20 protein-coding genes are annotated in these 25,099 nt (G+C 71.1%); 5 read left to right on the forward strand and 15 right to left on the reverse strand.

Features of this window, described 5'->3' with window-relative positions; genetic code table 11:
• Positions 1-18 precede the first annotated feature (18 nt).
• From ABT048_RS16910 to ABT048_RS16925, 4 genes are all read right to left on the reverse strand, one after another.
• Positions 19-1,275, reverse strand: coding sequence for a sensor histidine kinase (locus ABT048_RS16910; protein WP_350522154.1), 1,257 nt, complete (start codon positions 1,273-1,275; stop codon positions 19-21).
• Positions 1,276-1,283: 8 nt separating this feature from the next.
• Positions 1,284-2,006 carry an ABC transporter permease gene (locus ABT048_RS16915; protein WP_350522155.1) on the reverse strand — a complete coding sequence of 241 codons (723 nt, stop codon included), beginning with the start codon at positions 2,004-2,006 and terminating at the stop codon, positions 1,284-1,286.
• Positions 2,003-2,986, reverse strand: coding sequence for an ABC transporter ATP-binding protein (locus ABT048_RS16920; RefSeq protein WP_350522156.1), 984 nt, complete (start codon positions 2,984-2,986; stop codon positions 2,003-2,005). Before ABT048_RS16920 ends, ABT048_RS16915 begins: the two co-directional genes overlap by 4 nt.
• Before the next feature lie 186 nt (positions 2,987-3,172).
• Positions 3,173-5,335, reverse strand: coding sequence for a S9 family peptidase (locus tag ABT048_RS16925; protein ID WP_350522157.1), 2,163 nt, complete (start codon positions 5,333-5,335; stop codon positions 3,173-3,175).
• Between the two features lie 315 nt (positions 5,336-5,650).
• On the opposite strand from ABT048_RS16925, the gene ABT048_RS16930 reads away from it, so the two are divergent.
• The 5 genes from ABT048_RS16930 (at position 5,651) to ABT048_RS16950 (ending at position 11,702) form a co-directional block, all read left to right on the forward strand.
• On the forward strand, positions 5,651-5,845 hold the full coding sequence (locus tag ABT048_RS16930; protein WP_350522158.1) for a DUF2304 family protein: 195 nt from the start codon (positions 5,651-5,653) through the stop codon (positions 5,843-5,845).
• A gap of 31 nt (positions 5,846-5,876) precedes the next feature.
• The gene (gene mshB, locus ABT048_RS16935; protein WP_350522159.1) at positions 5,877-6,785 is read left to right on the forward strand and encodes an N-acetyl-1-D-myo-inositol-2-amino-2-deoxy-alpha-D-glucopyranoside deacetylase; all 909 of its coding nucleotides are present in this window, start codon (positions 5,877-5,879) and stop codon (positions 6,783-6,785) included.
• Positions 6,782-7,240: a DUF6113 family protein gene (locus ABT048_RS16940; protein WP_350522160.1), complete on the forward strand. Its 459-nt coding sequence runs from the start codon at positions 6,782-6,784 to the stop codon at positions 7,238-7,240. The genes mshB and ABT048_RS16940 overlap by 4 nt, the downstream gene beginning before the upstream one ends.
• 243 nt (positions 7,241-7,483) lie before the next feature.
• On the forward strand, positions 7,484-9,844 hold the full coding sequence (locus ABT048_RS16945; protein WP_350522161.1) for a hypothetical protein: 2,361 nt from the start codon (positions 7,484-7,486) through the stop codon (positions 9,842-9,844).
• A 139-nt stretch (positions 9,845-9,983) separates the two neighbouring features.
• On the forward strand, positions 9,984-11,702 hold the full coding sequence (locus ABT048_RS16950; RefSeq protein WP_350522162.1) for an ABC transporter family substrate-binding protein: 1,719 nt from the start codon (positions 9,984-9,986) through the stop codon (positions 11,700-11,702).
• Between the two features lie 23 nt (positions 11,703-11,725).
• Here ABT048_RS16950 and ABT048_RS16955 read toward each other — a convergent pair whose 3' ends face one another.
• The 11 genes from ABT048_RS16955 to ABT048_RS17005 form a co-directional block, all read right to left on the reverse strand.
• Positions 11,726-12,775, reverse strand: a complete 1,050-nt coding sequence (locus tag ABT048_RS16955) for an ABC transporter ATP-binding protein (protein WP_350522163.1) — start codon at positions 12,773-12,775, stop codon at positions 11,726-11,728.
• Positions 12,776-12,938: 163 nt separating this feature from the next.
• Complete coding sequence (locus tag ABT048_RS16960; protein WP_350522252.1) at positions 12,939-14,174, reverse strand: ABC transporter ATP-binding protein; 1,236 nt, start codon at positions 14,172-14,174, stop codon at positions 12,939-12,941.
• 25 nt (positions 14,175-14,199) lie between these two features.
• Complete coding sequence (locus tag ABT048_RS16965) at positions 14,200-15,252, reverse strand: ABC transporter ATP-binding protein (RefSeq protein WP_350522164.1); 1,053 nt, start codon at positions 15,250-15,252, stop codon at positions 14,200-14,202.
• Between the two features lie 15 nt (positions 15,253-15,267).
• Complete coding sequence (locus ABT048_RS16970; RefSeq protein WP_350522253.1) at positions 15,268-16,182, reverse strand: ABC transporter permease; 915 nt, start codon at positions 16,180-16,182, stop codon at positions 15,268-15,270.
• Positions 16,183-16,258: 76 nt separating this feature from the next.
• The gene (locus ABT048_RS16975) at positions 16,259-17,185 is read right to left on the reverse strand and encodes an ABC transporter permease (protein ID WP_350522165.1); all 927 of its coding nucleotides are present in this window, start codon (positions 17,183-17,185) and stop codon (positions 16,259-16,261) included.
• 111 nt (positions 17,186-17,296) lie between these two features.
• On the reverse strand, positions 17,297-18,919 hold the full coding sequence (locus tag ABT048_RS16980; RefSeq protein WP_350522166.1) for a peptide ABC transporter substrate-binding protein: 1,623 nt from the start codon (positions 18,917-18,919) through the stop codon (positions 17,297-17,299).
• 272 nt (positions 18,920-19,191) lie between these two features.
• The gene (locus ABT048_RS16985; RefSeq protein WP_350522167.1) at positions 19,192-20,208 is read right to left on the reverse strand and encodes an ABC transporter ATP-binding protein; all 1,017 of its coding nucleotides are present in this window, start codon (positions 20,206-20,208) and stop codon (positions 19,192-19,194) included.
• The gene (locus tag ABT048_RS16990; RefSeq protein ID WP_350522168.1) at positions 20,201-21,250 is read right to left on the reverse strand and encodes an ABC transporter ATP-binding protein; all 1,050 of its coding nucleotides are present in this window, start codon (positions 21,248-21,250) and stop codon (positions 20,201-20,203) included. Before ABT048_RS16990 ends, ABT048_RS16985 begins: the two co-directional genes overlap by 8 nt.
• A gap of 19 nt (positions 21,251-21,269) precedes the next feature.
• Positions 21,270-22,214, reverse strand: coding sequence for an ABC transporter permease (locus tag ABT048_RS16995; protein ID WP_350522169.1), 945 nt, complete (start codon positions 22,212-22,214; stop codon positions 21,270-21,272).
• Positions 22,207-23,133 carry an ABC transporter permease gene (locus ABT048_RS17000; RefSeq protein WP_350522170.1) on the reverse strand — a complete coding sequence of 309 codons (927 nt, stop codon included), beginning with the start codon at positions 23,131-23,133 and terminating at the stop codon, positions 22,207-22,209. Before ABT048_RS17000 ends, ABT048_RS16995 begins: the two co-directional genes overlap by 8 nt.
• Positions 23,134-23,277: 144 nt before the next feature.
• Positions 23,278-24,921 carry a peptide ABC transporter substrate-binding protein gene (locus ABT048_RS17005; protein WP_350522171.1) on the reverse strand — a complete coding sequence of 548 codons (1,644 nt, stop codon included), beginning with the start codon at positions 24,919-24,921 and terminating at the stop codon, positions 23,278-23,280.
• Between the last annotated feature and the right edge of the window lie 178 nt (positions 24,922-25,099).

Below are 25,099 nucleotides of genomic sequence, written 5' to 3' on the forward strand. Positions count from 1 at the left end.
CTCGGTCGGCCGGGCCGGCTACTCGGGCCCCGTGGCTCCGGGCACGACGGACACCGTCCGCAGCGGCACCGAGGCCCGCAGCCGGAAGCCCCTGCCCCGCTCCGCCGGTCCGGTCTCCAGCCGCCCGCCGACCAGTGCCAGTCGCTCCTCCAGCCCGGACAGGCCGTTCCCGGCCTGGGACTTGCCCGGCCCGCGCCCGTCGTCGGCGATCTCCAGGACGGCGTAGCGCTCGCCGTCGCCCGCCCAGCTCTCGTCCGCCGTCACCGTGCAGACGGTGGCGTCCTCGCCGTGCCGGACGATGTTGGTGACGGCCTCGCGCAGCGCCCAGGCCAGCGCGCCCGCCTCCTCGGTGGCCAGTCCCGGCCAGCTGTCCACCAGCTCCGGCGCGACCTCCAGCCGGACCTGGGCGGCGGCCAGCGCGGTACGGGCGGCGGCGAGTTCGACCGGCAGGGTCGGACGGCGGAAGCCGGTGACCGCCTCCCGGACGTCGATCAGCGACTGCCGGGCGACCTGCTCGATGTCGGCGACCTGCGCCCGCGCCGCCTCGTCCTTGCCGGCGTCCATGAACCGCCCGGCCAGCTCGCTCTTCAGGGTGATCAGCGAGAGCGAGTGCCCGAGCAGGTCGTGCAGGTCGCGGGCGAGCCGCAGCCGCTCCTCGGAGGCGGCCAGGTGCGCGACGGCGGCGCGGGCCTCGCGCAGCTCCTTCATGGTGGCGACGAGCCGCTGCAGGCCGGTCATCGCGGCGCCGGAGAGGAAGGCGCTGAGGGCGAAGGTCGCGATGCTGTCCATTCCGGCGTGGATCAGCAGGCCGACCGCGACGACGAGCCCGGACATGGCGGCCAGGGCGCGCAGCGCGTACTGCGCCGGCGAGATGATCGCGACGCACACCGAGGTGTAGATGAAGAGGGGCAGGAAGGTCTCGCCGAGCACGACGGAGGACGCGATCGCGAGCGCCACCATCAGTGCGACGATCACCCGGCAGGCCCGCGGCCACATCCCCGGGGTCGAGCGGAAGATCACCAGCAGGACGTAGCTGCCCACGAAGAACGCCAGGCTGATCCAGCCGAACACCTGGGCGCCCGTGCTGTGCTCGCCGTTCAGCAGGCGGCTCACCGGGTAGGCCAGGTACGTCAGCCACAGCAGCATCCAGGCGACCTTGACCAGCAGCTGCCGCCTGGTCTCCACCGGGGATCCGGGGACGTTCATGAACGACGCACGCGCCGGGCCCTCCCCCCGCTGCTCGTCGGAGTGGTCGGCCTGACGCGTGTCGCTCATGTGGATCATCATGCCTGGCGGGTGTCACGGCGGTACAGGGCCGTCGCGGCCACGACGAACACCACCAGGAAGCCGGCCAGCCCGACGGCCGCGACGGTGTCCAGGGAGTGCCCGGGCTGGGTGAAGGTGGCCAGCTTGTTGTACAGGAACACCGGATTGAAGCGGGCGAACTTCTCCAGCGAGCCGCTCACCGGGAACCAGGTGCCGCCGAGCAGCGCCATCGCCATGTAGGTGATCATCACGATCGGCTGCACCGAGTCCGGCGCCGCCGCGTAGCCGAGCGCCACCCCGAGCGCCGCGAAGACGAAGCTGCCCAGCCACAGCGCGGCCGCCAGCCCGATCCACTGCGCCGCGCCCAGCGAGACGCCCTGGCCGGCGCCGACCGCGAAGACCACCAGGATCGCCGGCAGCGTGGTCACCGCGCTCGCCGCGATCTTGCCGAGGGTGTACGCCCGGCCCGGCAGCGCCGTCAGCCGCAGCTGGCGCGTCCAGCCGGTCTTGCGCTCCAGCGAGATCCGCTGCGCGTTGCCGGTGAGCACCGCGCCGACCGCGCCGAAGGTGGCCATCGAGACCATGAAGTAGGTCTTCACCGGCAGTCCGCCGGCCTGGTCGGCGGCGCCGTACGCGTGGATGAAGAAGACGTACATCAGCGCCGGGTAGGCCACGGTGAAGAACAGGTAGCGCCGGTTGCGGAGGGTCCGCAGGATCTCCAGCCGGATCAGGGTGGTCATCGCGCACTCTCCAGGGCGGCGTCGTTCTGCGGGGCGGCGTCGTCCGACCGGGCGTCGTCCCGGTCCAGCTCGCCGGTGATGGTCAGGAAGGCCTGCTCCAGGCCCAGGCCGGTGACCTCCAGCCCGCGCGGGTACAGGCCCGCCCGGTAGAGCCCGGCGACGCTCGCGTCGGCGTCCGCGGTGCGGATCCGCACCGTCCGCACCCCCGGGACCCTCGCGGTGACGTCCAGCGACTGCACACCCGGCAGGGCGCGCAGCACGGCGTCCTCGAACCGGCCGTCCGCGTCGTGGAGTTCGAACGCGATCCGGCGGGCCCCGGCCCGCGCCTTGATCTCCGCGGAGCTGCCGTCGGCGATCAGCCGGCCCCGGTGCAGCACCAGGACGCGGTCGGCGATCGAGTCGGCCTCCTCCAGGTAGTGGGTGGCGAACAGCACCGTGCGCCCGGCGTCGGCCTGCGCCCGCATGCTCGCCCAGAACGACTGCCGGACGCTGACGTCCATGCCCGTGGTGGGCTCGTCCAGCACGATCAGGTCGTTGTCGCCGGCGATCGCCAGGGCGAAGCGGACCCGCTGCTCCTGGCCGCCGGACAGCTTGTCGACCCGGCGCTCCGCCAGCTCGGTGATCCCGGCGTCGGCCAGCACCTCCGGCACCGACCGGCCGCGCGGGTGCACGTCGCAGGCGAGCCGCACCAGCTCGCGCACCTTGACGTCGGACATCAGCCCGCCGCTCTGCAGCATCGCGCCGACCCGGCCGGCCTCGATCGCCGCCCGCGGGGTGCCGCCGAACAGCGTCACCCCGCCCTGGTCGGGCTCGCGCAGGCCGAGCAGCAGGTCGAGGCTGGTGGACTTGCCGGCGCCGTTCGGGCCCAGCAGGGCGACGGTCTCCCCCGGCCGCAGCACGAGGTCCAGCCCGTCCACGGCGCGCACCCGCCCGTAGCTCTTGCCCACGCCGCGGAAGGCGGCCACCGCCTCGGTGTCCATCGCCCGGCTCCTCTTCCCTGGTGGTGTCGTGTCCGTTGCTGTTCGCACCACCTCAGAGTCCCGCGCGGGCGGGGGCCGGCGTCAGTGTCCGCCGTCGTGCCTTCGACATGACGGATGTCATGCCGACGGCCGGTACCCGTGTCAGCCCGGTGGGGCGGTGGGGGTACCGGCCGTCGGTCGCGCCGGTCAGGAGCCCTGCATCCCCAGCGAGCGCTTCACGAAGTCGACCTGGAGCAGCAGCAGGTTCTCCGCGACCTCCTCCTGCGGGGTCATGTGCGTGACGCCGGACAGCGGCAGCACGGTGTGCGGGCGGCCGGCGGCGAGCAGCGCCGAGGAGAGCCGCAGGGTGTGCGCGGCCACCACGTTGTCGTCCGCCAGCCCGTGGATGATCATCAGCGGGCGCTCCAGCCCGGCCGCGTACCCGCTCAGCGAGTTGGCGGCGTACACCTCGGGCCGCTCGGCCGGGTCGCCCAGGTAGCGCTCGGTGTAGTGGGTGTCGTACAGCGCCCAGTCGGTCACCGGCGCGCCGGACACCGCCGCGTGGAAGACGTCCGGGCGGCGCAGCACGGCGAGCGCGGCGAGGTAGCCGCCGTACGACCAGCCGCGGACGGCGACCCGGTCGAGGTCCAGCGGGAACTCCGCGGCGAGCGCCTGCAGCGCCTCCACCTGGTCGTCCAGGGTCGCCCCGGCGAAGTCGAAGGCGATCGACTTCTCCCAGGCCGGCCCGCGCCCGGGGGTGCCGCGCCCGTCGGCGACGACCACCGCGAAGCCCTGGTCGGCGAACCACTGCGAGTTGAGGTGCGGGTTGTGGGCCTGGACGACACGCTGGCCGTGCGGGCCGCCGTACGGGTCCATCAGGACGGGCAGCAGGCCGTCGCGCTCGCGGTCGTAGCCGGTGGGCAGGAAGACGGCGGCCGGGATGCGGCGCTCGCCGGCGAAGCGGAACACCGGGCGGGCGGTGATGACCGGGGTCTCGGCGTACGAGGCGATGGTGGCGATGTCGTCGACCACCACGCCCTCGGGCAGGTCGCGGGCGACCTGAACCAGGGTGCCGGGCAGGTCGGGCTCGGCGGTGACCCGCACGGTGACCCCGCCGCCGTGCACGGCGTTGGCGACGGAGGTGAACGGCCGGCCGTTGGCCGACTCCCAGCCGAGCCGCGTGCCGTCGTGGCTGATCCGGCCGACGGCGATCCAGCCGGGCTCGGGGTCGGTCTCGGCGGCGCCGCCGGAGGCGCTGAAGAACACCTCGTCCTCGGTGACGGCGATGACGGACCTGACGTGCAGGTCGGCCCCGGTGACGGCCCGGTCGCCGACCACCAGCGTGCGGCTTCCCCCCTCGTCCGAGATCCGCACCAGCTTCCCGTCCGGGGTCCACGCCGGGACGCCCGGGAACAGCTCCAGCCAGGCCTCGTCCTTCTCCTCGTGCAGCACCTCGGTGGCGCCGGTGGCCACGTCCAGGCCGAGGATGCGCTGGCTGCGCTGGTCGCGGGACTGCACCTGCAGCAGCGGCACGCCGCCCTTCGACCAGTGCACCCGGCCGAGGTACGGGAAGGCGGCGCGGTCCCAGACCACCTCGGTGCGCCCGCCGTGCAGGTCGAGCACCCAGAGGCCGACCTCGGCGTTCGGGGTGCCGGCCGCCGGGTAGGCGACCTCGGCGGGCTCGCGGTCCGGGTTGGCCGGGTCGGCGATCCACCAGCGGCGCACCGGGCTGTCGTCGGCGCGTTCGACGAGCAGCCGGTCACTCTCCGGGGACCACCAGAAGCCGCGGTCGCGGTCCATCTCCTCCTGGGCGATGAACTCGGCCTGGCCCCAGGTGACGTTCGGGCCGTCCGGCTCGGCGAGCACCCGGTCGCCGCTGCCGTCGGTCCGGGACAGCCGCAGCTCGCCGGCGGTGTTGGCGTACGCGACGTGGCTGCCGTCGGGCGACGGGCGCGGGTCCAGGAGCGGCCCCCGGGCGGGCAGTTCGGCGGTGGTGCCGGCCACCAGGTCGGCGGTGAACAGGCGCCCCGAGAGGGCGAAGGCGGCCAGCGAGCCGGCCGCGTCCAGGGCGTAGCCGACGATGCCGGCCGAGCCTTCGCGGCTGCGCTCGCGGCGGGCCTTCTCGGCCGGCGAGAGGTCCTCCTCGCCGCCGCCGAGCAGGACCGCCGGGTCCGCGGCGATCCGCTCCTCGCCGGTGGCGGTGTCGAGGGTCCAGAGCAGGTTGGCCCGGTCGCCGCCGGAGGGCGAGCGGAGGAAGAGGACCCGCGAGCCGTCCGGTGCGACGGAGAAGGAGCGGGGCGCGCCGACGGTGTAGCGCAGGGTCCGCGCGTACTGCCGGGGGAAGGTGTCCGCAGGGGTGTGGGAGGTCATGGCACCAGACCCTACGACGCCGAACTGCCGCTGTCGGGAGGCTGGTGATCACTCGTTCGGAGCATCGTCGCGAAGTACGCCCCGAAGAGTGCCGCACCCCCTCCGACCGGCCCGTGCGCCCCGTGAGTGCCGCAATGCCCCGGCGCGCGGGGACTCACTGAATGTAATGCTCCCCTTACCCATCGGGTATGACTGGTCAGGCGAGTGATCGTCGGCCCCGTCCCGGGCCCCGGTCGCCCGCAGCCCCAGTTACGCACCGTCCCACCGCCGCCCTCCCCAGGGGGTGGCGCGCCCGAGAAGGGGTTGTGAGCCGACATGGCCATGAACATCTCCGCAGCCGTGCTGATGCTGGTCATCGTGGTGGTGCTGATCCGCCGCTCCGGCCTGAAGCTGGCGCACGCCATCGTCTGCGCGCTGCTCGGCTTCTACCTGGCCTCCAGCTCGATCGCCCCGTCGATCAGCCAGGTCACCACCAACCTCGCCGGCATGATCAACGGCCTGAGGCTCTGACCCCACCCGGCCGGTGGTTAGGCTTCCTCCCATGACCGCGACTACCGGCCGCCGACTCCTCCTGGTGCACGCGCACCCCGACGACGAGTCGATCGGCAACGGCGCCACGATGGCCCGGTACGCCGCCGAGGGCGCCCGGGTCACGCTGGTGACCTGCACCCTCGGCGAGGGCGGCGAGGTGATCCCCCCGGAGCTCGCCCATCTGACGGCCGATCGGGAGGACACCCTCGGCGCGTACCGGATCGGCGAGCTGACCGAGGCGATGCGCGCCCTGGGCGTCACCGACCACCGCTTCCTCGGCGGCCCGGGGCGCTACCGCGACTCCGGGATGATGGGCGTGGCCGACAACGACGTGCCCGGCTGCTTCTGGCGGGCGGACGTGGACGAGGCGGCCGGCCACCTGGTCGCGGTGATCCGCGAGGTGCGGCCGCAGGTGCTGGTCACGTACGACGAGAACGGCGGCTACGGCCACCCGGACCACATCCAGGCGCACCGGGTCGCGATGCGCGCGTACGAGCTGGCCGCCGACCCGGCCCACCGCCCCGAGCTGGGCCCGGCCTGGCGGATCGCCAAGGTGTACTGGAACCGGATGCCGCGCTCGGTGATCGAGGCCGGGCTCGCCGAGACCGCCGCCAAGGCGGCCTTCCCGGGCGTCGCCCGGCCGTCCGACGTCCCCGGCGTGGTCGCCGACGAGGCGGTCACCACGGCGCTGGACGGCGCCGCGTACGCCGGCCGCAAGGCGACCGCGATGGCCGCGCACGCCACCCAGATCACCGTGGACGGCGCCTTCTTCGCGCTGTCCAACGACCTCGGCCAGCCCCTGCTCGCCACCGAGTACTACCAGTTGGTGCGCGGCCAGGCCGGTCCGGGCGAGCCGGAGGACGACCTGTTCGCGGGCCTCGACGACGCGGCCGCGCGTGCCGGGGAGGACGCGCGATGAGCAAGCCCGCACCGCGGCCGCCGCGCCGCTCCATCCCCGCGGCGGTGCTCGGCACCCGCGAGGAGCGCCTGGCCGAGCCTCAACCCCCGCGCGCCGCCCGGATCACGGCCTATGTCCTGTTCTTCCTGCTGGGCATCGCCGTGTCGGTCTGCGGATCCTTTGTGCAGGCCCTGTGGCCGCCCGTGGGGGTCCTGCTGGCCCTCGCCGCGACCGCCGCGACCTTCTACGGCGGCCTGCGGGTCACCGGCACCCGGCTCGGCGCGGCCGCGCCCGCGGCCGGCTGGTTCCTGGCGATGCTGCTGCTGATCGTGCCCCGGCCGGAGGGCGACAACGTGCTGTGGTCCAACGCCACCTCGTTGGCCTGGCTGTTCGCCGGCTCGGTGCTGGGCGTGATCTGCGCCACCCTGCCCACCCGCACCAGCTGGTTCCCCGGGGTGCCCGGCCCCCCGCGCTGACCACGGCCGAGCGCGGCGTACGGTACCGCGTACGACGCGCAGTCAGGAGCACGCGGCCTTACTCTCATACCGGAAGAACCGGACGTATCAGGATCTGTCCGAACCCGTTCACCGCTCAGTTCTTCCCAGTATGGTGGTCCCGCAGAACGCCGTACCCGACCGCCGCCCGCCCCAGCCGGGCCCGGCGACCACGAACCGCGGTCGCGCCGCACGGCCCGCCCGCGAACCCGGAGCAGAGCAGCATTGAGCAGCCGCGAATCTGACAACGCCCACCCGACGCCTCGGCGCACGGGTCCGGACGCCTACCCGTCGGGCACCCCGCCCTACGGCACGCCGGGGCCCTCCGGCGGCGACCGGGCCGCGGCCGGCACCGGCCAGGGCACCGCGGACGGCGGCGAGGACGACGGTCCGAAGACCGAGACCACCCTGACCACCCGGGTCCGGATCAACATCCCCGGCTCGCGTCCGATCCCGCCGGTCGTCGTCCGCAGCACCGTCAAGAACGAGGACGGCCCCGCCGAGGAGACCCCGGCCGCCGACCAGGGCGGCGCGCGCCACCGCTCCGCGCCGGCCTCGCCCGTCCTCGGCGTGATGGACGGCGGCAGCAGTACGGCCACCCCGCCGAACCTGCCGCCGGAGTGGGAGATCCCGCCGATCCCGCCGGCGACCTCCGAGTCCGAGTCCACCGGCGCGTGGTTCCGGCCGCGCCAGAAGAAGGCGTCGGCCGCCGAGCCCGCCCCGGCCGCCGTGCCGGCCGGTGCCCCGAGCGCGCCGGAGGCCCCGTCCGGTGCCGCCGAGGCCCGACCGCAGGGTGCCCGCCCGGCCGGCGGCGCTGCCGCCCGTGCCAACGGCGCCCCGAAGGGCCGTCCGGTACCCGCCCAGGGCAAGGCGTCGAACCCGGGCGCCCCCGCCGCGCCGTTCCGCGCCGAGGCCCCGGCCGAGGAGCCCGGCGTCTACGAGGCCGCCGACCCCTTCGCGCCCGCGGCCGACCCGTTCGGCCCGACCCCCGGCCCCGACGCCGGCACCCGGGGGCCGCGCGGCGGCCGCCCCCAGCAGGACCGTCCCCAGCAGCAGAACGGGGCGCGCCGGAACGGCGCCCGGCAGAACGGCCCCCGCCAGGGCGGCCCGCAGCAGGGCGGCCCGCAGGACGCCTTCCGGCCGAACGGCCACCCGGCCGGCCCGCAGGGCGCGCCGGCCGCCGAGCCGAGCCCGGAGGACACCTCGGTCGACGGCTTCCGGCCGATCCGCGAGAACACCCCGCCGCCCGCCGGGATATCCGGCCCGCCCCGCAACGGCGCCCCGCACGGTGCCGACGGCCGTACCCAGCCGGGCCTGTTCGCCTCGGCGCCGACCGGCGCCGACCCGTTCGCCACCCAGCGCCCGGCCGCCCCCGGCCAGGACGGCCCCGCCGCCCCGGCGGCGCCCGGCGGGCTCTTCCCGGGTGCGCCCGGCGCGGGCCCGCAGCCCGGCCGCCCCCGGCAGGCCGACCCCGAGGTCACCGAGGTCACCCCGCTGCCCTCCCCGGGCGCCGGCTCCGGCCCCCGGCCCCCGGCCGCCCAGGGTGCGAAGGGTGCTCCCTCGCCGGCCCCGGCCCCGGCTCCGGCTCCGGCCCCCGCCAAGGCCCAGTCCGCGCCCGCCAAGACCAAGCGCGGCGGCGGCAAGAAGCTGGTCAAGCTGGGCGTCTACGGCATCGGCGGTGTGCTGTTCCTCGGCGCCGCCGCGTACGGCACCGGCCTGATGCTCAACCAGTCCGACGTCCCCAAGGGCACCGTGGTGCTCGGCACCGACATCGGCGGCAACAGCCGTGACCAGGCGATCCACTCGCTGGACGCCTCGGTCGGGAAGGCCGGTCAGCAGCCGCTCAAGCTGAAGATCGGCGACCAGACCCTCGACCTCGACCCGGCGGTCGCCGGCCTGAGCTTCGACACCACCGCCACGGTGGACGGCCTGGCCCAGCACAGCTACAACCCGGTCGACGTCATCAAGTCGATCCAGGGCGGCAGCAAGGCCGTCGCGCCGGACGTCAAGGTCGACCGGGCCAAGCTCAAGGCCGCCCTCGACTCGCTGACGGCCGGTTCGGGCCAGGGCCTGCAGGAGGGCTACGTCAAGTTCGGCGAGCCCAACGGCGAGCCGATCGTCGTCCCCGGCCGGGCCGGTCAGGCGGTGGACTCGGCGAGCGCCCTGGACGTGGTCGAGCAGGCCTACCGCGACCGCGCCGACGGGAAGCCCGACCAGCCGATCGCCCTGGCCGTCACCGCCGCCCAGCCCAAGGTCTCCGCCCAGGCCCTGCAGGCCGCCGCCGACGGCCTCGGCAAGCAGGTGGCCGCCGGCAAGGTGCACGTCGTGGCCGGTACCAAGACCTGGGACTTCGGTGGCAAGACCGCCGCCAAGGCGCTCACGCTCGTCCCGGACGCCTCCGGCAAGATCGTGCCCAAGTGGGACCTCGACGCGCTCTCCGCCCAGCTGGGCAACGTGTTCGACAAGGTGAAGATCAAGAAGAACGGCCAGACCGTCGCGATCACCCCGCAGGACGTCGCGGACGGCATCGCCTCGGTCTTCGACAAGACCGGCGACAAGGACCGCACCTTCAAGTTCACCGTCTGACGTTCCGCCGTCCGACGTTCCGCCGTCCGTCGGGGGGCGGGGCCGCACCGGTCCCGCCCCTCGACAACCCCGCCTCCCGCTCAGCAAGATGTGACGCCACACCTTCCGTTTCCGTCACACGCACCCCGGGAGCACGCCGATGAGCCGCCGCCTCCAGCACCACGGGACGGCACTGCTCGCCGGCCTCACCGCACTCACCCTCTCGCTCGCACTCTGCTCCTGCGGCTCCGGCCAGGGCGGCGACGGGGGCGACGCCCTGCCGTCCGCCGCCGGGACGCCCAAGCTCACCTCGGTCGACATCAACCCGCACGAGCGCGGCCAACTGCGCCAGGGCGGCACGCTGAACCTGGCGATCACCCAGTTCTCCCGCCAGTGGTCGCCGATCCACGGCGACGGCAGCGAGTCCTCGACCATCGCCGTCACCAAGCCGTTGCTGCCCACCTTCTTCCGCTCGGACGCCGCCGGCGCCCAGACCGTCAACCCGGCCTACCTGCAGGAGGCCCACGCCGAGTTCAAGGACGGCCGGCAGGTGGTCACCTGGACGCTCAACCCGAAGGCCCACTGGTCCGACGGCACCCCGATCACCTGGCGCGACATCGAGGCCAACTGGCGCGCCCTGAACGGCAAGGACCCCGCCTACAAGCCGTCCAGCAGCACCGGGTTCGAGCTGGTCTCCTCGGTCGAGCGCGGCAAGGACGACTTCCAGGCCGTGATGACCTTCGACCGACCGTTCTCGGAGTGGCAGTCGATGTTCAACGGCGCCGGCAACGCCCCGCTGCTGCCGGCCGGTCGGATCTCCACCCCGGACCTGTTCAACACCGCCTACCTGGACGCGATCCCGGTCACCGCGGGCCCGTTCAAGGTCGAGCAGCTCGACCGCACCGCGCAGACCGTCACCCTGGTCGCCGACCCCAACTGGTGGGGCGACAAGCCGATGCTGGACCGGATCGTCTTCCACGCGATGCTCCCCGACGCGATGGCCGACGCCTTCGCCAAGGGCCGGATCGACCTCCTCAACAACGGCCCGGACGTGGCCGGTTACCAGGCCATCCGGAACACCAAGGGCGCCGTCGTGCGCCGGGCCGGCGGCCCGGACTTCCGCCAGATCACCCTGAACGCCCGCACCCCCGCACTGAGCGACGCGACCGTGCGCCAGGCCGTGTTCCAGGCGATCAACCGGGACGCCGTCATCCGCGGCGACCTCAACGGCCTGGACTGGCCCGCCGTCGCGCTCAACAACCACCTGCTGGTCGCCAACCAGAACGGCTACCGCGACAACTCGCTCGGCCTGGCCCGCTACGACCCCGTCGAGGCCGCCCGCAAGCTGGACGCGGCCGGCTGGAAGCTCGACGGCGACGTGCGCAAGAAGGACGGCCACGAGCTGAACCTGCGGATGGTCATCCCGGCCGGCGTCACCCAGGCCCAGAACGAGGCCGCGAACACCACCAAGATGCTCAAGGACGTCGGCATCAAGGTCAGCACGGTGACCGCCGCCGCCAACGAGTTCTTCGACAAGTACATCAACCGCAACGACTTCGACATCACCGCCTACTCGCTGCTCGGCACGCCCTTCCCGGCCAGCGGCAGCCGCGCCAACTTCGTCCAGAACGGCGGCACCAACCACGTCGGAGCGGGCAGCGCCGCCGTCGACTCCGCGCTCGACCGGGCCGCCGCGGCGACCGACGCGGCCACCACCTCCGAGGCCATCAACCAGGCCGACGGCGAGCTCTGGAAGGTGGCCGGCGTCCTGCCGCTCTACCAGCGCCCGCAGCTGTACGGCGCCCGCGCCGACCTCGCCAACATCGGCGCGCAGGGCCTGTCCGACATCGTCTGGGAGAACGTCGGCTTCCTGAAGTAGCCCGGAGCGGCCCGGCGGTGGGCTCAGCCGTGCAGCGTCTCGCGCCAGTAGTGGCAGGCGCTGTGGCGGCCCACCAGCTCCTCCCCGTGCTCGCCCACCACCGGGTGCAGCGGCGGGAGTTCGCTCCGGCAGCGGTCCTGCGCGCGGTCGCAGCGGGGGTTGAAGGCGCAACCCTCGGGGATCCGCAGCAGGTTGGGCGGCAGGCCCTTGATGGCGTGCAGGTCCTGGCCCTTCTGGTCGAGCCGCGGGATGGAGTCCAGCAGGCCCCGGGTGTACGGGTGGGCCGGGCGCGCGTACAGCTCGTGCACCGGGGCCGTCTCGACGATCCGGCCCGCGTACATCACGGCGATCTTGTCCGCGACGTCGGCCACCACGCCCAGGTCGTGGGTGATCAGGATCAGACCCATGTTGAACTCGGCCTGCAGTTCGGCGAGCAGGTCCATCACCTGGGCCTGGACGGTCACGTCCAGCGCCGTGGTGGGCTCGTCCGCGATGATCAGGTCCGGCTCCAGGGCCAGCGCCATCGCGATCATGATCCGCTGGCGCATGCCGCCCGAGAACTGGTGCGGGAAGTCGCCGACGCGCTGCCGGGCGGCCGGGATGCGCACCCGCTCCATCAGCTCGACGGCCTTCTCCCGGGCCTCCTTGCGGGTGACGCCGTGGTGCACCCGGAACATCTCGCCCAGCTGGTAGCCCACGCTGAGCACCGGGTTGAGGGCGGACAGCGCGTCCTGGAAGATCATCGCGATCCGCCGGCCCCGGACGGCCCGCCGGGCGTTGGCGCTCATGGTCAGCAGGTCCTCGCCCCGGAACAGCACCCGCCCCGCGGTGATCCGCCCCGGCGGCATGTCCAGGATGCCCATGACCGCCTGCGCCGTCACCGACTTGCCCGAACCGGACTCCCCCAGCACCGCCAGCGTCTCGCCGGCCGACACCGCGTAGCTCACCCCGTTGACGGCCTTGGCGACGCCGTCCCGGGTGTGGAACTCCACGTGCAGATCCTCGACCTCCAGCAACGGGGTCCCGGGTGCCAGACCCTCCCGACCGCCGCCGATCACCTCCACCGCGTCCATCTGGGCAGACCTCCTCAGCGCAGCAGCGACCATCGACAGGTGCAGAGCAACTATCAAGGAACGGCGCACACTTGGCGAGTCTGCGGCAGATCTCTTTTCCATCACGGGGCGGACGGCGAAGGGCGCGCCCCCGAGCCGAGGACGCGCCCTTGGAGGAGGATTCTCAGTCGGTCCCCCGCCCGTTCCCGGGCTCCGCGCCACCCTGCCCGGCCGCGCCCTGGTCGCCCTCGGGCTCAGTCGGGCCCTGCCCGGCCGCACCCTCCGCCGGGCCCCGCCCGGCCGCACCCTCCGCCGCACTCTGCTCGCCCTCGCGCTCCGCCGCACTCTGCTCGCCCTCGCGCTCCGCCGCACTCTGCTCGATCTCGCGCTCCGCCGCGAAGTGACAAGCCGAGTCGTGGAACGCCGCCCCGTCCAGCCAGGACGGCGAGGCGAGCAGCGGCACCTCGACCTCGCACCGCTGCTGGGCCTTCCAGCAGCGGGTGCGGAAGCGGCAGCCGGAGGGCGGGTTGGCCGGCGAGGGCACGTCCCCGGTGAGCACGATCCGGTCCCGGGACTCGCGCGCCGTCGGGTCCGGCACCGGCACCGCGGAGAGCAGCGCCTGGGTGTACGGGTGGGTCGCGTGGTCGTAGATCTCCGCGTCGCTGCCGATCTCGACCAGCCTCCCGAGGTACATCACGCCGACCCGGTCCGAGATGTGCCGGACGATGGAGAGGTCGTGCGCGATGAACATGTACGAGAGGTTGAACTCGCCCTGCAGCTGCTCCAGCAGGTTGATCACCTGCGCCTGCACCGACACGTCCAGCGCCGACACCGGCTCGTCACAGATGATGACCTCCGGCTTGAGCGCCAGCCCCCGGGCGATGCCGATGCGCTGGCGCTGACCGCCGGAGAACTGGTGCGGGTACCGGTTGATGTACTCCGGGTTGAGCCCGACCACGTCCAGCAGGTCCTGGACGGCCTTGCGGCGGTCGCCCCTGGGCGCCACCTCGGGGTGGATCTCGAACGGCTCGCCGATGATGTCGCCGACCGTCATGCGCGGGTTGAGCGAGGTGTACGGGTCCTGGAACACCATCTGGATGTTCCGGCGGACGGCCTTCAGCGCGCCCCCGGAGAGCCGGGAGATCTCCTCCCCCTTGTACCGGACCGAGCCCCCGGTGGCCGGCTCCAGGTTCATCAGCACCTTGGCCAGCGTGGACTTCCCGCAGCCGGACTCGCCGACGATGCCGAGCGTCTCGCCCTGCATCAGGTCGAAGCTGACCCCGTCGACCGCCTTCACCGCACCGACCTGCTTCTTGAACAGGACGCCCTGGGTCAGCGGGAAGTGCTTGACCAGGTCCCGGACTTCGAGGATCGGCTCGCCGCGCGGCACCTCCTGCGCGAAGACGACCTCCTCCGGCATCGCCGCGCCCAGTGCGCTGGCCCCGTTAGCGGTCATGGAGGGTCTCCTTCCAGAAGAAGCAGGCACTGCCGCGCCCCTCCGCCGGCGTCCCGTCGTCCTCGGTCACCGGGAACAGCTCCGGCACCTCGGCCCGGCAGATGTCCTGGGCGCGTGGGCAGCGCGGGTTGAAGGCGCATCCCTTGGGAATCCGCAGCAGGTTGGGCGGCAGGCCCTTGATCGCGTAGAGCTCCTGGCCCTTCTGGTCCAGCCGCGGGATGGAGTCCAGCAGGCCCCGGGTGTACGGGTGGGCCGGGCGCGCGTACAGCTCGTGCACCGGGGCGGTCTCGACGATCCGGCCCGCGTACATCACCGCGATCTTGTCCGCGACGTCGGCCACCACGCCCAGGTCGTGGGTGATCAGGATCAGCCCCATGTGGAACTCGGCCTGCAGTTCGGCGAGCAGGTCCATCACCTGGGCCTGGACGGTCACGTCCAGCGCCGTGGTGGGCTCGTCCGCGATGATCAGGTCCGGCTCCAGGGCCAGCGCCATCGCGATCATGATGCGCTGGCGCATGCCGCCCGAGAACTGGTGCGGATAGTCGTTCACCCGGTCCTTGGCCGCCGGGATGCGCACCCGGTCCATCAGCTCGACAGCCTTCGCCTTGGCCTCCGCCCGGGAGGCCCCCCGGTGGGCGCGGAACATCTCGCCGAGCTGGAAGCCCACCGAGAGGACCGGGTTGAGGGCGGACAGCGCGTCCTGGAAGATCATCGCGATCCGCCCGCCGCGGATCCTCCGCCGCTCGTCCTTGCTCATCGTGAGCATGTCCTGGCCCCGGAAGCGGATCTCGCCGCGCGGGATCCGGGCCGGCGGCATGTCCAGGATGCCCATGATCGCCTGCGCCGTCACCGACTTGCCGGAGCCGGACTCGCCCAGCACCGCCAGCGTCTCGCCGGCCGCGACCGAGTAGTTGACGCCGTTCACGGCCCTGGCGACGCCGTCCCGGGTGACGAACTCGACGTGCAGGTCCCGGACGTCGAGCAGCGGCCCCTCGTACGGTGCCTCCCGCCCGGCCTTGGTGGTGTCCACCGCTGTGTTCACGATGCGCTCCCTCGCTCAGCGAAGCTTCGGGTCGAGGGCGTCGCGCACCGCGTCGCCCATCATGATGAAGGCCAGGACGGTGATGGACAGTGCCGCGGCCGGGAAGAACATCACGTAGGGCGCGGTCCGGATCACCTTCTGGGCGGAGGAGATGTCGATGCCCCAGGAGATGGTCGGCTCCTGCAGGCCGATGCCCAGGAAGCTCAGCGTCGCCTCGGTCGCGATGTAGCCGCCGAGCGCGATGGTCGCCACCACGATCACCGGGGCGACGGCGTTCGGCAGGATGTGCCGGACCATCAGCCGCCCGGTCCCGGCACCGAGCGCCCGGCCCGCCACCACGTAGTCGGACTGTTTGACGGTCAGCACCGCGCCGCGCATCACGCGCGCGATCTGGGTCCAGCCGAGGACGACCAGCGCGAAGACCACGGCCCACACCGTACGGCTGTGGAAGCCGTTCAGCAGTACCAGGGCGCCGAGCAGCAGCGGGATGCCGAAGAAGATGTCGATGATCCGGGAGATGACCGCGTCGATCGCGCCGCCGAAGTACCCGGCGACCATTCCGGTCAGTCCACCGAGCAGGGTGACCCCGGCGGTCACGACGATGCCGACGGTGATCGAGGCCCGGGCGCCGTAGACCACCCGGGCGTAGATGGAGCGACCCTGGGCGTCGTAGCCGAACCAGCCGGCGCCGAAGAAGTCCGTCCAGTCCGGCCGCTTGAGGTAGTCGTGCACCAGGTCGGCCTTGCGCGGGTTGGCGTCGGTGAAGGCCCAGGGGAAGATCGCCATGAGCACCAGCAGCACGATCAGCAGCACCGAGATCAGGAAGATCGGCCGCCGCCGCAGGTCCCGCCAGGCGTCGCCCCAGAGGCTGCGGGCCTCTTCCCGCTTCTCCACGTCGGGTTCGATCAGGGTCTCCTGCTCGACCGCCATGCCCTGCTCCCCGGCGTAGTCGAGGTGCGACACACCCGGCTTCGGGTGCGGCTCGTACGAGCCCTCGTCGTGGATGTCAGGCATAGCGGATCCTCGGGTCCAGGACCGCGTAGAGCAGGTCGACGAGCAGGCTGGCGACCAGGTAGATGATCACCAGAACGGTCACGATGCCGACCACGGTCGGGCCTTCCTTCTGGTTGATCGCCCGGTACAGGACGTTGCCGATGCCCTGCACGTTGAAGATGCCCTCGGTGACGATCGCCCCGCCCATCAGGGCGCCGAGGTCGGTGCCGAGGAAGGTGACCACCGGGATCAGCGAGTTGCGCAGCAGGTGGCGGGAGATGATGGTCCGCCGGGGAAGCCCCTTGGCGGTCGCGGTGCGGATGTAGTCGGCCCGCAGGTTCTCGCCGATGGACGTCCGGGTGAGCCGGGCGACGAACGCGAGCGACAGCGAGCCCAGGACGACCGCGGGCAGGATCAGCTGGGTGAGGTCGTAGCTGTCCTGCACGGTCGGCGTGACCCAGCCCAGGTTGGTGGCGAACACGGTCTGCGCGATGTACGCGAGCACGAAGACCGGGATCGAGATCACCACCAGGGTCAGGATCAGCACCAGGGTGTCCGCGATGCTGCCGCGCTTCAGGCCGGAGATGACACCGAGGGCGAGGCCCACGACGATCTCGTAGGCGAAGGCCAGCAGCGCCAGCCGGATGGTGACCGGGAAGGCGTCCGCCATGATGTCGGAGACCGGGCGGCCGGTGAAACTCGTCCCGAAGTCCCCCTGGAACAGGTTCCCCATGTAGTGCAGGTACTGCTTCCAGAGCGGCTGGTCGAGGTAGTACGTGTGCTTGATGCTGGCGACCACGGCCGGGTCGGCGGCCTTCTCGCCGAACAGCGCCACCACCGGGTCGCCCGGCAGCGTGTACACCATCACGAAGATCAGGAACGTGGTGCCGAAGAACACCGGGATCATCTGCAGGACCCGCCGCAACACGTAACTGCCCATCCGGGCCTCCTTCCTAGGTGCCCGACCGGCGGGGCCGGTCGGCCGGGAGGCCGCGCCCCGCCCTCCGTGCGGGGAGGGCGGGGCCGGCGCGAGGGGATCAGGGCCCGGGGATCAGCCCTTGACCTCGATCTGGGTCCAGGCCGGGTTGCCGAACGAGTCGAACGTCACGTTCTGCACGTTGGTCGAGTAGCCCGAGTTGGTGCGGTAGTACCAGAGGGGGATGGCCGGCATCCCGCTCTGCAGCACGGCCTCGGCCTGCTGGTAGCCGGTCGTCGAGTCGCTGACGCTCGGGGCCTCGTCCGCCTGGGTCGACAGCTGGTCGAACTGCGCGTTGCTGTACCCGGTGTCGTTGGACGCGGCGCCGGTGCGGTACACGTCGGCCAGGAAGTTGGCGTTCAGCGGGTAGTCCTGCACCCAGCCGGTGCGGAAGGCACCGTTGAGCTGGTGCGCGGTGATCGCCGCGCGCGCGGTCTTGAAGTCCGGCTTCGGGTCGCCGAGGCAGTCGACGCCGGTGTTCTGCCGGATCGAGTTGCAGACCGCGTCGACCCACTCCTTGTGGCCGCCGTCCGCGTTGTAGGTGATCAGCACCTTGTTGCCGGGGACGCCGCCGCCCTGCTGGATGAGCTGCTTGGCCTTGGCGGGGTCGAAGTTGCAGAAGTCCCCGCAGGTGCCGGCCTTGTAGCCCTCGACGCCCTCGGCCACCCAGGCGCTCGCGGGAGCCCGGGAGCCCTGCAGCACCGTCTTGGTGATGGTCGCGCGGTCGATCGCCATCGACAGGCCCTGGCGCACCTGGGCCTTCTCCGGTGCGGCCCAGTCGGCCTGGTAGAGCGTGAAGCCGATGTTCTGGATGCCGCCCTGCGGGGCGTCCACCGCTCGGTCGCCGAGGTCGCTCTTGTACGTCGCCAGCGCCGACGGCGGCACCTGGTCGATCACGTCCAGGTTGTTGGACTGCAGGTCGGCGTAGGCGGCCTCGGACGTGGTGTACATCTTGAAGACGATGCCGCCGTTCTTCGGCTTGTCGACGCCCTGGTAGTCCGGGAAGGACTTGGTGACCACCTGGGTGTTGTGCGCCCAACTGACGAACTGGTACGGGCCGTTGCCCACCGGCTTCTGGCCGTACCCGGTCGGGTCGCTGAAGAAGCCGTCCGGCAGCGGCGAGAAGGCGATGTAGCCGAGCTTGTACTCGAAGTACGAGACCTTGTGGTTCAGCTTGATGGTGAAGTGCTGGTCGTCGGTGACGGTCAGGCCGGACATCTTGTCCGTGGTCGGGTTCCCGGTGGCCGGGTGGACGTCCTGGTAGCCGTCGATGTCCGAGAACCAGGAGCTGTTGATCTGGTTGTTGGCGGGGTTGGCCGCCCAGTTCCAGGCGTTGACGAAGTTCTTCGCCAGCACCGGGGTGCCGTCGTGGAACTTCCAGCCGCTCTTCAGCGTGACGGTGAAGGTCTGCGAGTCGCTCGTGTCGATCGCGCTCGCGACCTGCATCCGGAGCTGGGCGTTGGTCGGGTTGTAGTCGACCAGCCCCTTGAAGAGGTTCTGGATGATGCGACCGCCACCGACCTCGTTCGCGTTGGCGGGCTGCAGCGGGTTCTGCGGCTCGTTGCTCTGGTAGCTGAAGGTCTTGCTGGTGTCCGACGAGCTGCTGCCCCCTCCGCCGCTGCTGCTGCACCCGGTGGCCACCAGGGCCACGGACGTCGCAACGGCGAGGACCCAACGAGCACGGGCGGCTACGGGCATGGAGGTCCCTCCTCAAGGTGTGTGTCGCATCACACCCCATGAGAAGCGCGCCCCGGCGACGGCGCGAGTCGGGTGCACCCGGACGGGTGCCGTGACCCCCCTGCCGAGTTGACGCGGCGCCGGATCGGCGCAGTGCGTTCGACGCCATTCGACGCGGCGACTGCTCGACGCGGCGGCTATCGACGCGGCGCCGTCCGACCCGGGACCGGAGCGGCCGAACGACGGAAGGGCCCGTGGCGGGAAGCCACGGGCCCTTCCGGGGAGTGCGGGGATCAGGCCGCGGCCTGCTCCCGGACCTCGGGGAAGTGGCAGGCCGAGTCGTGCGCGGCCGCGCCCTTCAGCACCGAGGGGACCGCGAGCAGCGGCACCTCCTCGGCGCAGCGGTCCTCCGCCTTCCAGCAGCGGGTGCGGAAGCGGCAGCCGGACGGCGGGTTGGCCGGCGAGGGGATGTCACCGCTGAGGATGATCCGCTCGCGGGACTCGCGCGCCGTCGGGTCCGGCACCGGCACCGCGGAGAGCAGCGCCTGGGTGTACGGGTGGGTGGCGTTGTCGTAGATCTGCTCGTCGGTGCCGATCTCGACCATCTTGCCCAGGTACATCACGCCGACGCGGTCGGAGATGTGCCGGACGATCGAGAGGTCGTGCGCGATGAACATGTACGACAGGCCGAACTCGCCCTGCAGCTGCTCCAGCAGGTTGATCACCTGCGCCTGGACGGACACGTCCAGGGCGGAGACCGGCTCGTCCGCGATGATGATCTCGGGCTTGAGCGCGAGACCGCGGGCGATGCCGATGCGCTGGCGCTGACCGCCGGAGAACTGGTGCGGGTACCGGTTGATGTACTCCGGGTTCAGACCCACGACGTCCAGCAGGTCCTGGACGGCCTTGCGGCGGTCGCCCTTGGGCGCCACCTCGGGGTGGATCTCGAACGGCTCGCCGATGATGTCGCCGACCGTCATGCGCGGGTTGAGCGAGGTGTACGGGTCCTGGAACACCATCTGGATGTTCCGGCGGACGGCCTTGAGGGCCGAGCCGGACAGCGTGGAGATGTCCTCGCCCTTGAACAGCACCTGGCCGGAGGTGGCCCGCTCCAGGTTCATCAGCACCTTGGCCAGCGTGGACTTGCCACAGCCGGACTCGCCGACGATGCCGAGCGTCTCACCCTTCTTCAGTTCGAAGGAGACGCCGTCGACGGCCTTGACGGCGCCGACCTGCTTCTTGAACAGGACGCCCTGGGTCAGCGGGTAGTGCTTGACCAGGTCCTTGACCTCCAGGATGTTCTCAGCCATGGAGGGTCTCCTTCCAAAGGTGGCACGCGCTGCGGCGGCCGGTGAGCTCCTTGCCGTCCTTGTCGGTCACGTGGTGCAGCGCCGGGATGTCCGTGCGGCACAGGTCGGTGGCGACATCGCAGCGGGGGTTGAACGCGCAGCCGGTCGGGACCTTCAGCAGGTTCGGGGGGAGGCCCTTGATCGCGTAGAGCTCCTGGCCCTTCTGGTCCAGGCGCGGGATGGAGCGGAGCAGGCCCTTGGTGTACGGGTGCGCGGGGTTCGCGTACAGCTCGTGCACCGGGGCGGTCTCCACGATCCGGCCCGCGTACATCACGGCGATCTTGTCCGCGACGTCGGCGACCACGCCGAGGTCGTGGGTGATCAGGATCAGGCCCATGTTGTACTCGGCCTGCAGTTCGGCGAGCAGGTCCATCACCTGGGCCTGGACGGTGACGTCCAGGGCGGTGGTGGGCTCGTCGGCGATGATCAGGTCGGGCTGCAGGGAGAGCGCCATCGCGATCATGATGCGCTGGCGCATGCCGCCGGAGAACTGGTGCGGGTAGTCGTTCACGCGCTGCCTGGCAGCGGGGATGCGCACCCGGTCCATCAGCTCGATGGCCTTCTCCTTCGCCTCCTTCTTGGAGGCGCCCTGGTGCACCCGGAACATCTCGCCGAGCTGGTAGCCGACGCTGAGCACCGGGTTGAGGGCGGAGAGCGCGTCCTGGAAGATCATCGCGATCTTCTGGCCGCGGATCTTCCGGCGGTCCTCGTTGCTCATCGTGAGCATGTCCCGGCCGCGGAACAGGATCTCGCCCTGGGTCACCTTGCCCGGGGGCATGTCCAGGATGCCCATGATGGTCTGCGCCGTCACGGACTTGCCGGAGCCGGACTCACCGAGCACGGCGAGCGTCTCGCCCGCCGAGACGGAGTAGTTGACGCCGTTCACGGCCTTGGCGATGCCGTCCCGGGTGTGGAACTCCACGTGGAGGTCCTTGACCTCCAGGAGCGGGGTTCCGACTTCGAGACGATCGTTCTTCTGGTTGTTCTCGATCACGGTGGTCATCGGGTCGTCACCTCTTCTCTCAGCGGAGCTTCGGGTCGAGGGCGTCGCGCACCGCGTCGCCGAGCATGATGAACGCCAGCACGGTAAGGCTCAGCATTCCGGCCGGGAAGAACAGGGCGAACGGCGCCGTCCGGATCACCTTCTGGGCCGAGTTGATGTCGATGCCCCAGGAGATGGTCGGGTCCTGCAGACCGATGCCCAGGAAGCTCAGCGTCGCCTCGGTGGCGATGTAGCCGCCGAGCGCGATGGTGGCGACGACGATCACCGGGGCGATCGCGTTCGGCAGGATGTGCTTGAACAGGATCCGGCTGGTGCCGGCGCCGAGCGCCTTGGCCGCGGTCACGAAGTCGGCCTGCTTGACCGTGATGACCGAGCCGCGCATGACGCGGGTCATCTGGGTCCAGCCCAGGGCGACCAGGGCGAACACCACGCTCCAGATGGTGCGCGAGGTGAAGGCGTTCAGGATCACCAGCGAGCCGAGCAGCAGCGGGATGCCGAAGAAGATGTCGGTGACCCGGGAGATGATCGTGTCGGTCCAGCCGCCGAAGTAGCCGGCGAGCATGCCGGTGATGCCACCGAGGACGGTCACGCCGAAGGTGACGCAGATGCCGACCACGACCGAGGCGCGGGCGCCGTAGATGACGCGGGCGTAGATGCTGCGACCCTGGAGGTCGTAGCCGAACCAGTCGGCCTGGAACAGGTGACCGTAGTTCGGCTTCGTCAGGTAGTGGTTGCGCAGGTCGCCGGCGCGCGGGTCCACCGAGGTGAACAGGCCCGGGGCGATCGCGATGACGATCAGCAGCAGGATCAGCAGCGCGGAGATCACGAAGATCGGCTTGCGGCGCAGGTCGTGCCAGGCGTCCGAGCCGAGGCTGCGGGCCTTCTCCTGCTTGGGCGCCGGGACGTCCGCGGTGCGCTGGGCCGGGATGTCCCCGGAGGTCTTCTTCTCGGTCAGGTCAGGCATAACGGATCCTCGGGTCCAGGACCGCGTAAAGCAGGTCGACGATCAGGCCGGCGGCCAGGTACACGAGCACCAGGAAGGCGACGAAACCGGAGACGGTCGCGCCCTCCTTCATGTTGATGGCGTGGTAGAGCGCGTTGCCGACGCCCTTCACGTTGAAGATGCCTTCGGTGACGATCGCACCGCCCATCAGGGCGCCCAGGTCGGTACCGAGGAAGGTGACCACCGGGATCATCGAGTTGCGCAGCAGGTGGGTGCCGATGACCTTCCGGCGCGGCAGGCCCTTGGCCACCGCGGTGCGGACGTAGTCGGCCTTGATGTTCTCGGCTATGGAGGTACGGGTGAGACGCGCGACGTAGGCCAGCGACAGCGAGCCGAGGACGACGGCCGGCAGCACCAGCTGGGTGATGTCGTTCGAGTCCTGGACCGTCGGGGTGACCCACTTGAGGTTGTTCGCGAAGATCGTCTGGAAGATGAAGCCCAGCACCGGGACCGGGATCGAGATCAGCAGCAGCGTCATGACCAGCGCGCCCTTGTCGAACGCCTTGCCACGGCGCAGACCGGCGAACAGGCCGATGCCGATGCCGAGGACGATCTCGATGCCGAACGCGAAGAGCGCCAGCCGGACCGTGACCGGCAGCGCCTCGGTGATCTTGTCGAGCACCGGTCGGCCGTCCAGGGAGGTGCCGAAGTCGCCGGTGAGCAGCTTCCCCATGTAGGAGAGGTACTGCTGCAGCAGCGGCTTGTCGAGTCCCTGCTGGTGCTTCAGGGCTGCGAGCTGCACCGGGTCCGGCGCCTTGTCGCCCCACAGTGCTGCCAGCGGGTCACCGGGCAGCAAATGCACCATGAAAAAGATGAGTGCGGTCGTTCCGAGGAACACCGGAATCATCTGGAGCAGTCGCCTCGCGACAAAGCGCCCCATCGTGCCTCCATGTATGACTCTGCCGGGCCCGTCAACCCGGCCAGAGATAAGTCGGCGTGCCAACGGCCGGTGCCAGTCCTCGCCCTCGTGGGGATGGGACGGGCACCGGCCGTTGTCACCGGGTCAGGCGGTGCCGACCGATTACTACTTCTTGACCTCGACGTCGGTGTAGACCGGGTCGCCGAAGGAGTTGAACTTGACGTTCTGGACCTTGTTCGAGTAGCCCGAGTTGGTCTTGTAGTACCAGAGCGGGATGGCCGGCATGTCCTTGGCCAGCTGCTCCTCGGCCTTCTCGTACAGCTCCGCCGTCTTCTCCACCGAGGTGGCGGCGTCGGCGTCGTGGGCCAGCTTGTCGAACTCGGGGCTGGAGTAGCCGGCGTCGTTGGCCGCGGCACCGGTGCCGTAGACGTCGCGCAGGAAGTTGGCGTTCAGCGGGTAGTCCTGCACCCAGCCGGTACGCATCATGCTCGGGACCGCCTTCTTCGTGACGATGTCACGCGCGGTCTTGAAGTCGGGCTTCGGGTCACCGATGCACTCGACGCCGGTCGCCTGGCGGATCGAGTTGCAGACCGCGTCCACCCACTCCTTGTGGCCACCGTCGGAGTTGTACAGGACGGTGATCTTGTTGCCCGGGACGCCGCCGCCCTCGGCGATCAGCGCCTTGGCCTTCTCCGGGTTGTACTTGCAGGCGTCACCACAGGTGCCGGCCTTGTAGCCCATGACGCCCGGCGCCACGAACGAGTCGGCGGGCTGACGGCTGTTGTTCAGCACGGTCTTGGTGATGGTGTCGCGGTCGATCGCCATCGACAGACCCTGGCGGACCTTGGCCTTGGCCGGGTCGCTCCAGTCCGCGTTGTACAGGGCGAACGAGATGTTCTGGATGGCACCCTGCGCCTGGTCGACGGCGCGCTTGCCCAGGTCGTCCTTGTACTTCGGCAGGTCGGTCGAGTCGACCTGGTCCAGCACGTCCAGCGTGTCGGACATCAGGTCCTTGTACGCGGCCTCGGGCGAGGTGTAGTTGCGGAAGACGATTCCGCCGTTCTTCGCCTTGTTGGTGCCGGTGTACTTGTCGTAGGCCTTCAGGGTGATGGCCTTGTTGTGCTCCCACGACTCGAACTTGTAGGGGCCGTTGCCGATCGGCTTCTGGCCGTAGCCGGCCGGGTCCGAGAAGAACCCGTCGGGCAGCGGGAAGAAGGCCGAGTAGCCGAGCTTGTACGTGAAGTACGAGACGGGGCTGGTCAGTTCGATGGTGAAGTGGGTGTCGTCGATGACCTTGAGACCGGACATCTCCTTGGCCGTCGGGTCACCCTTGTCCTTGTCCGGGTGGACGGCGTCGTAGCCGACGATGTCCGAGAACCAGTCCGAGTTGATCTGGTTGTTCGCCGGAGCGGCCGACCAGTTCCACGAGTTGACGAAGGACTTGGCGGTGACCGGGGTGCCGTCGTGGAAGGTCCAGCCGGACTTCAGCGTGACGGTGTAGGTCTTGGCGTCGGTGGTCTCGATCTTGTCGGCCACCTGGTTGCGCAGCGCACCGGTCGCGGGGTCGTAGTCGACGAGGCCCGTGAACAGCTGCTTGACGATACGGCCGCCCTGGTTCTCCATGGCGTTGGCCGGCTGCAGCGGGCGCTGAGGCTCGCCGCTCTGGTAGCTGAACATGCCCGCGGGGTTGACCGCGGCACCGTCCGAGCTGCCCCCGCTGGAGGAGTCGCTGCTGCTGCTACAAGCAGTCGCGGCAAGGGCGACCGCAACAGCTGCGACAACCCACTTGGCCTGGCTCCCACCACGCATCGGTGTGCCTCCTGAATTCGACGATTGCAACGAGGAGGGCACCACGGAACGGTTCTCACCGGGTCCGCAATGCCGTCCGCGCTCGTGGTTTCGGCGCGCACCCCTGCGCGTTCACCCTTGACCCGAGCCTGACTGGCTCCACTATCCGTCACGCACGGACACGAAAGTGACCAGTGAC

This window comes from Kitasatospora sp. NPDC096140 (genome assembly GCF_040303045.1).
GTDB lineage: Bacteria > Actinomycetota > Actinomycetes > Streptomycetales > Streptomycetaceae > Kitasatospora.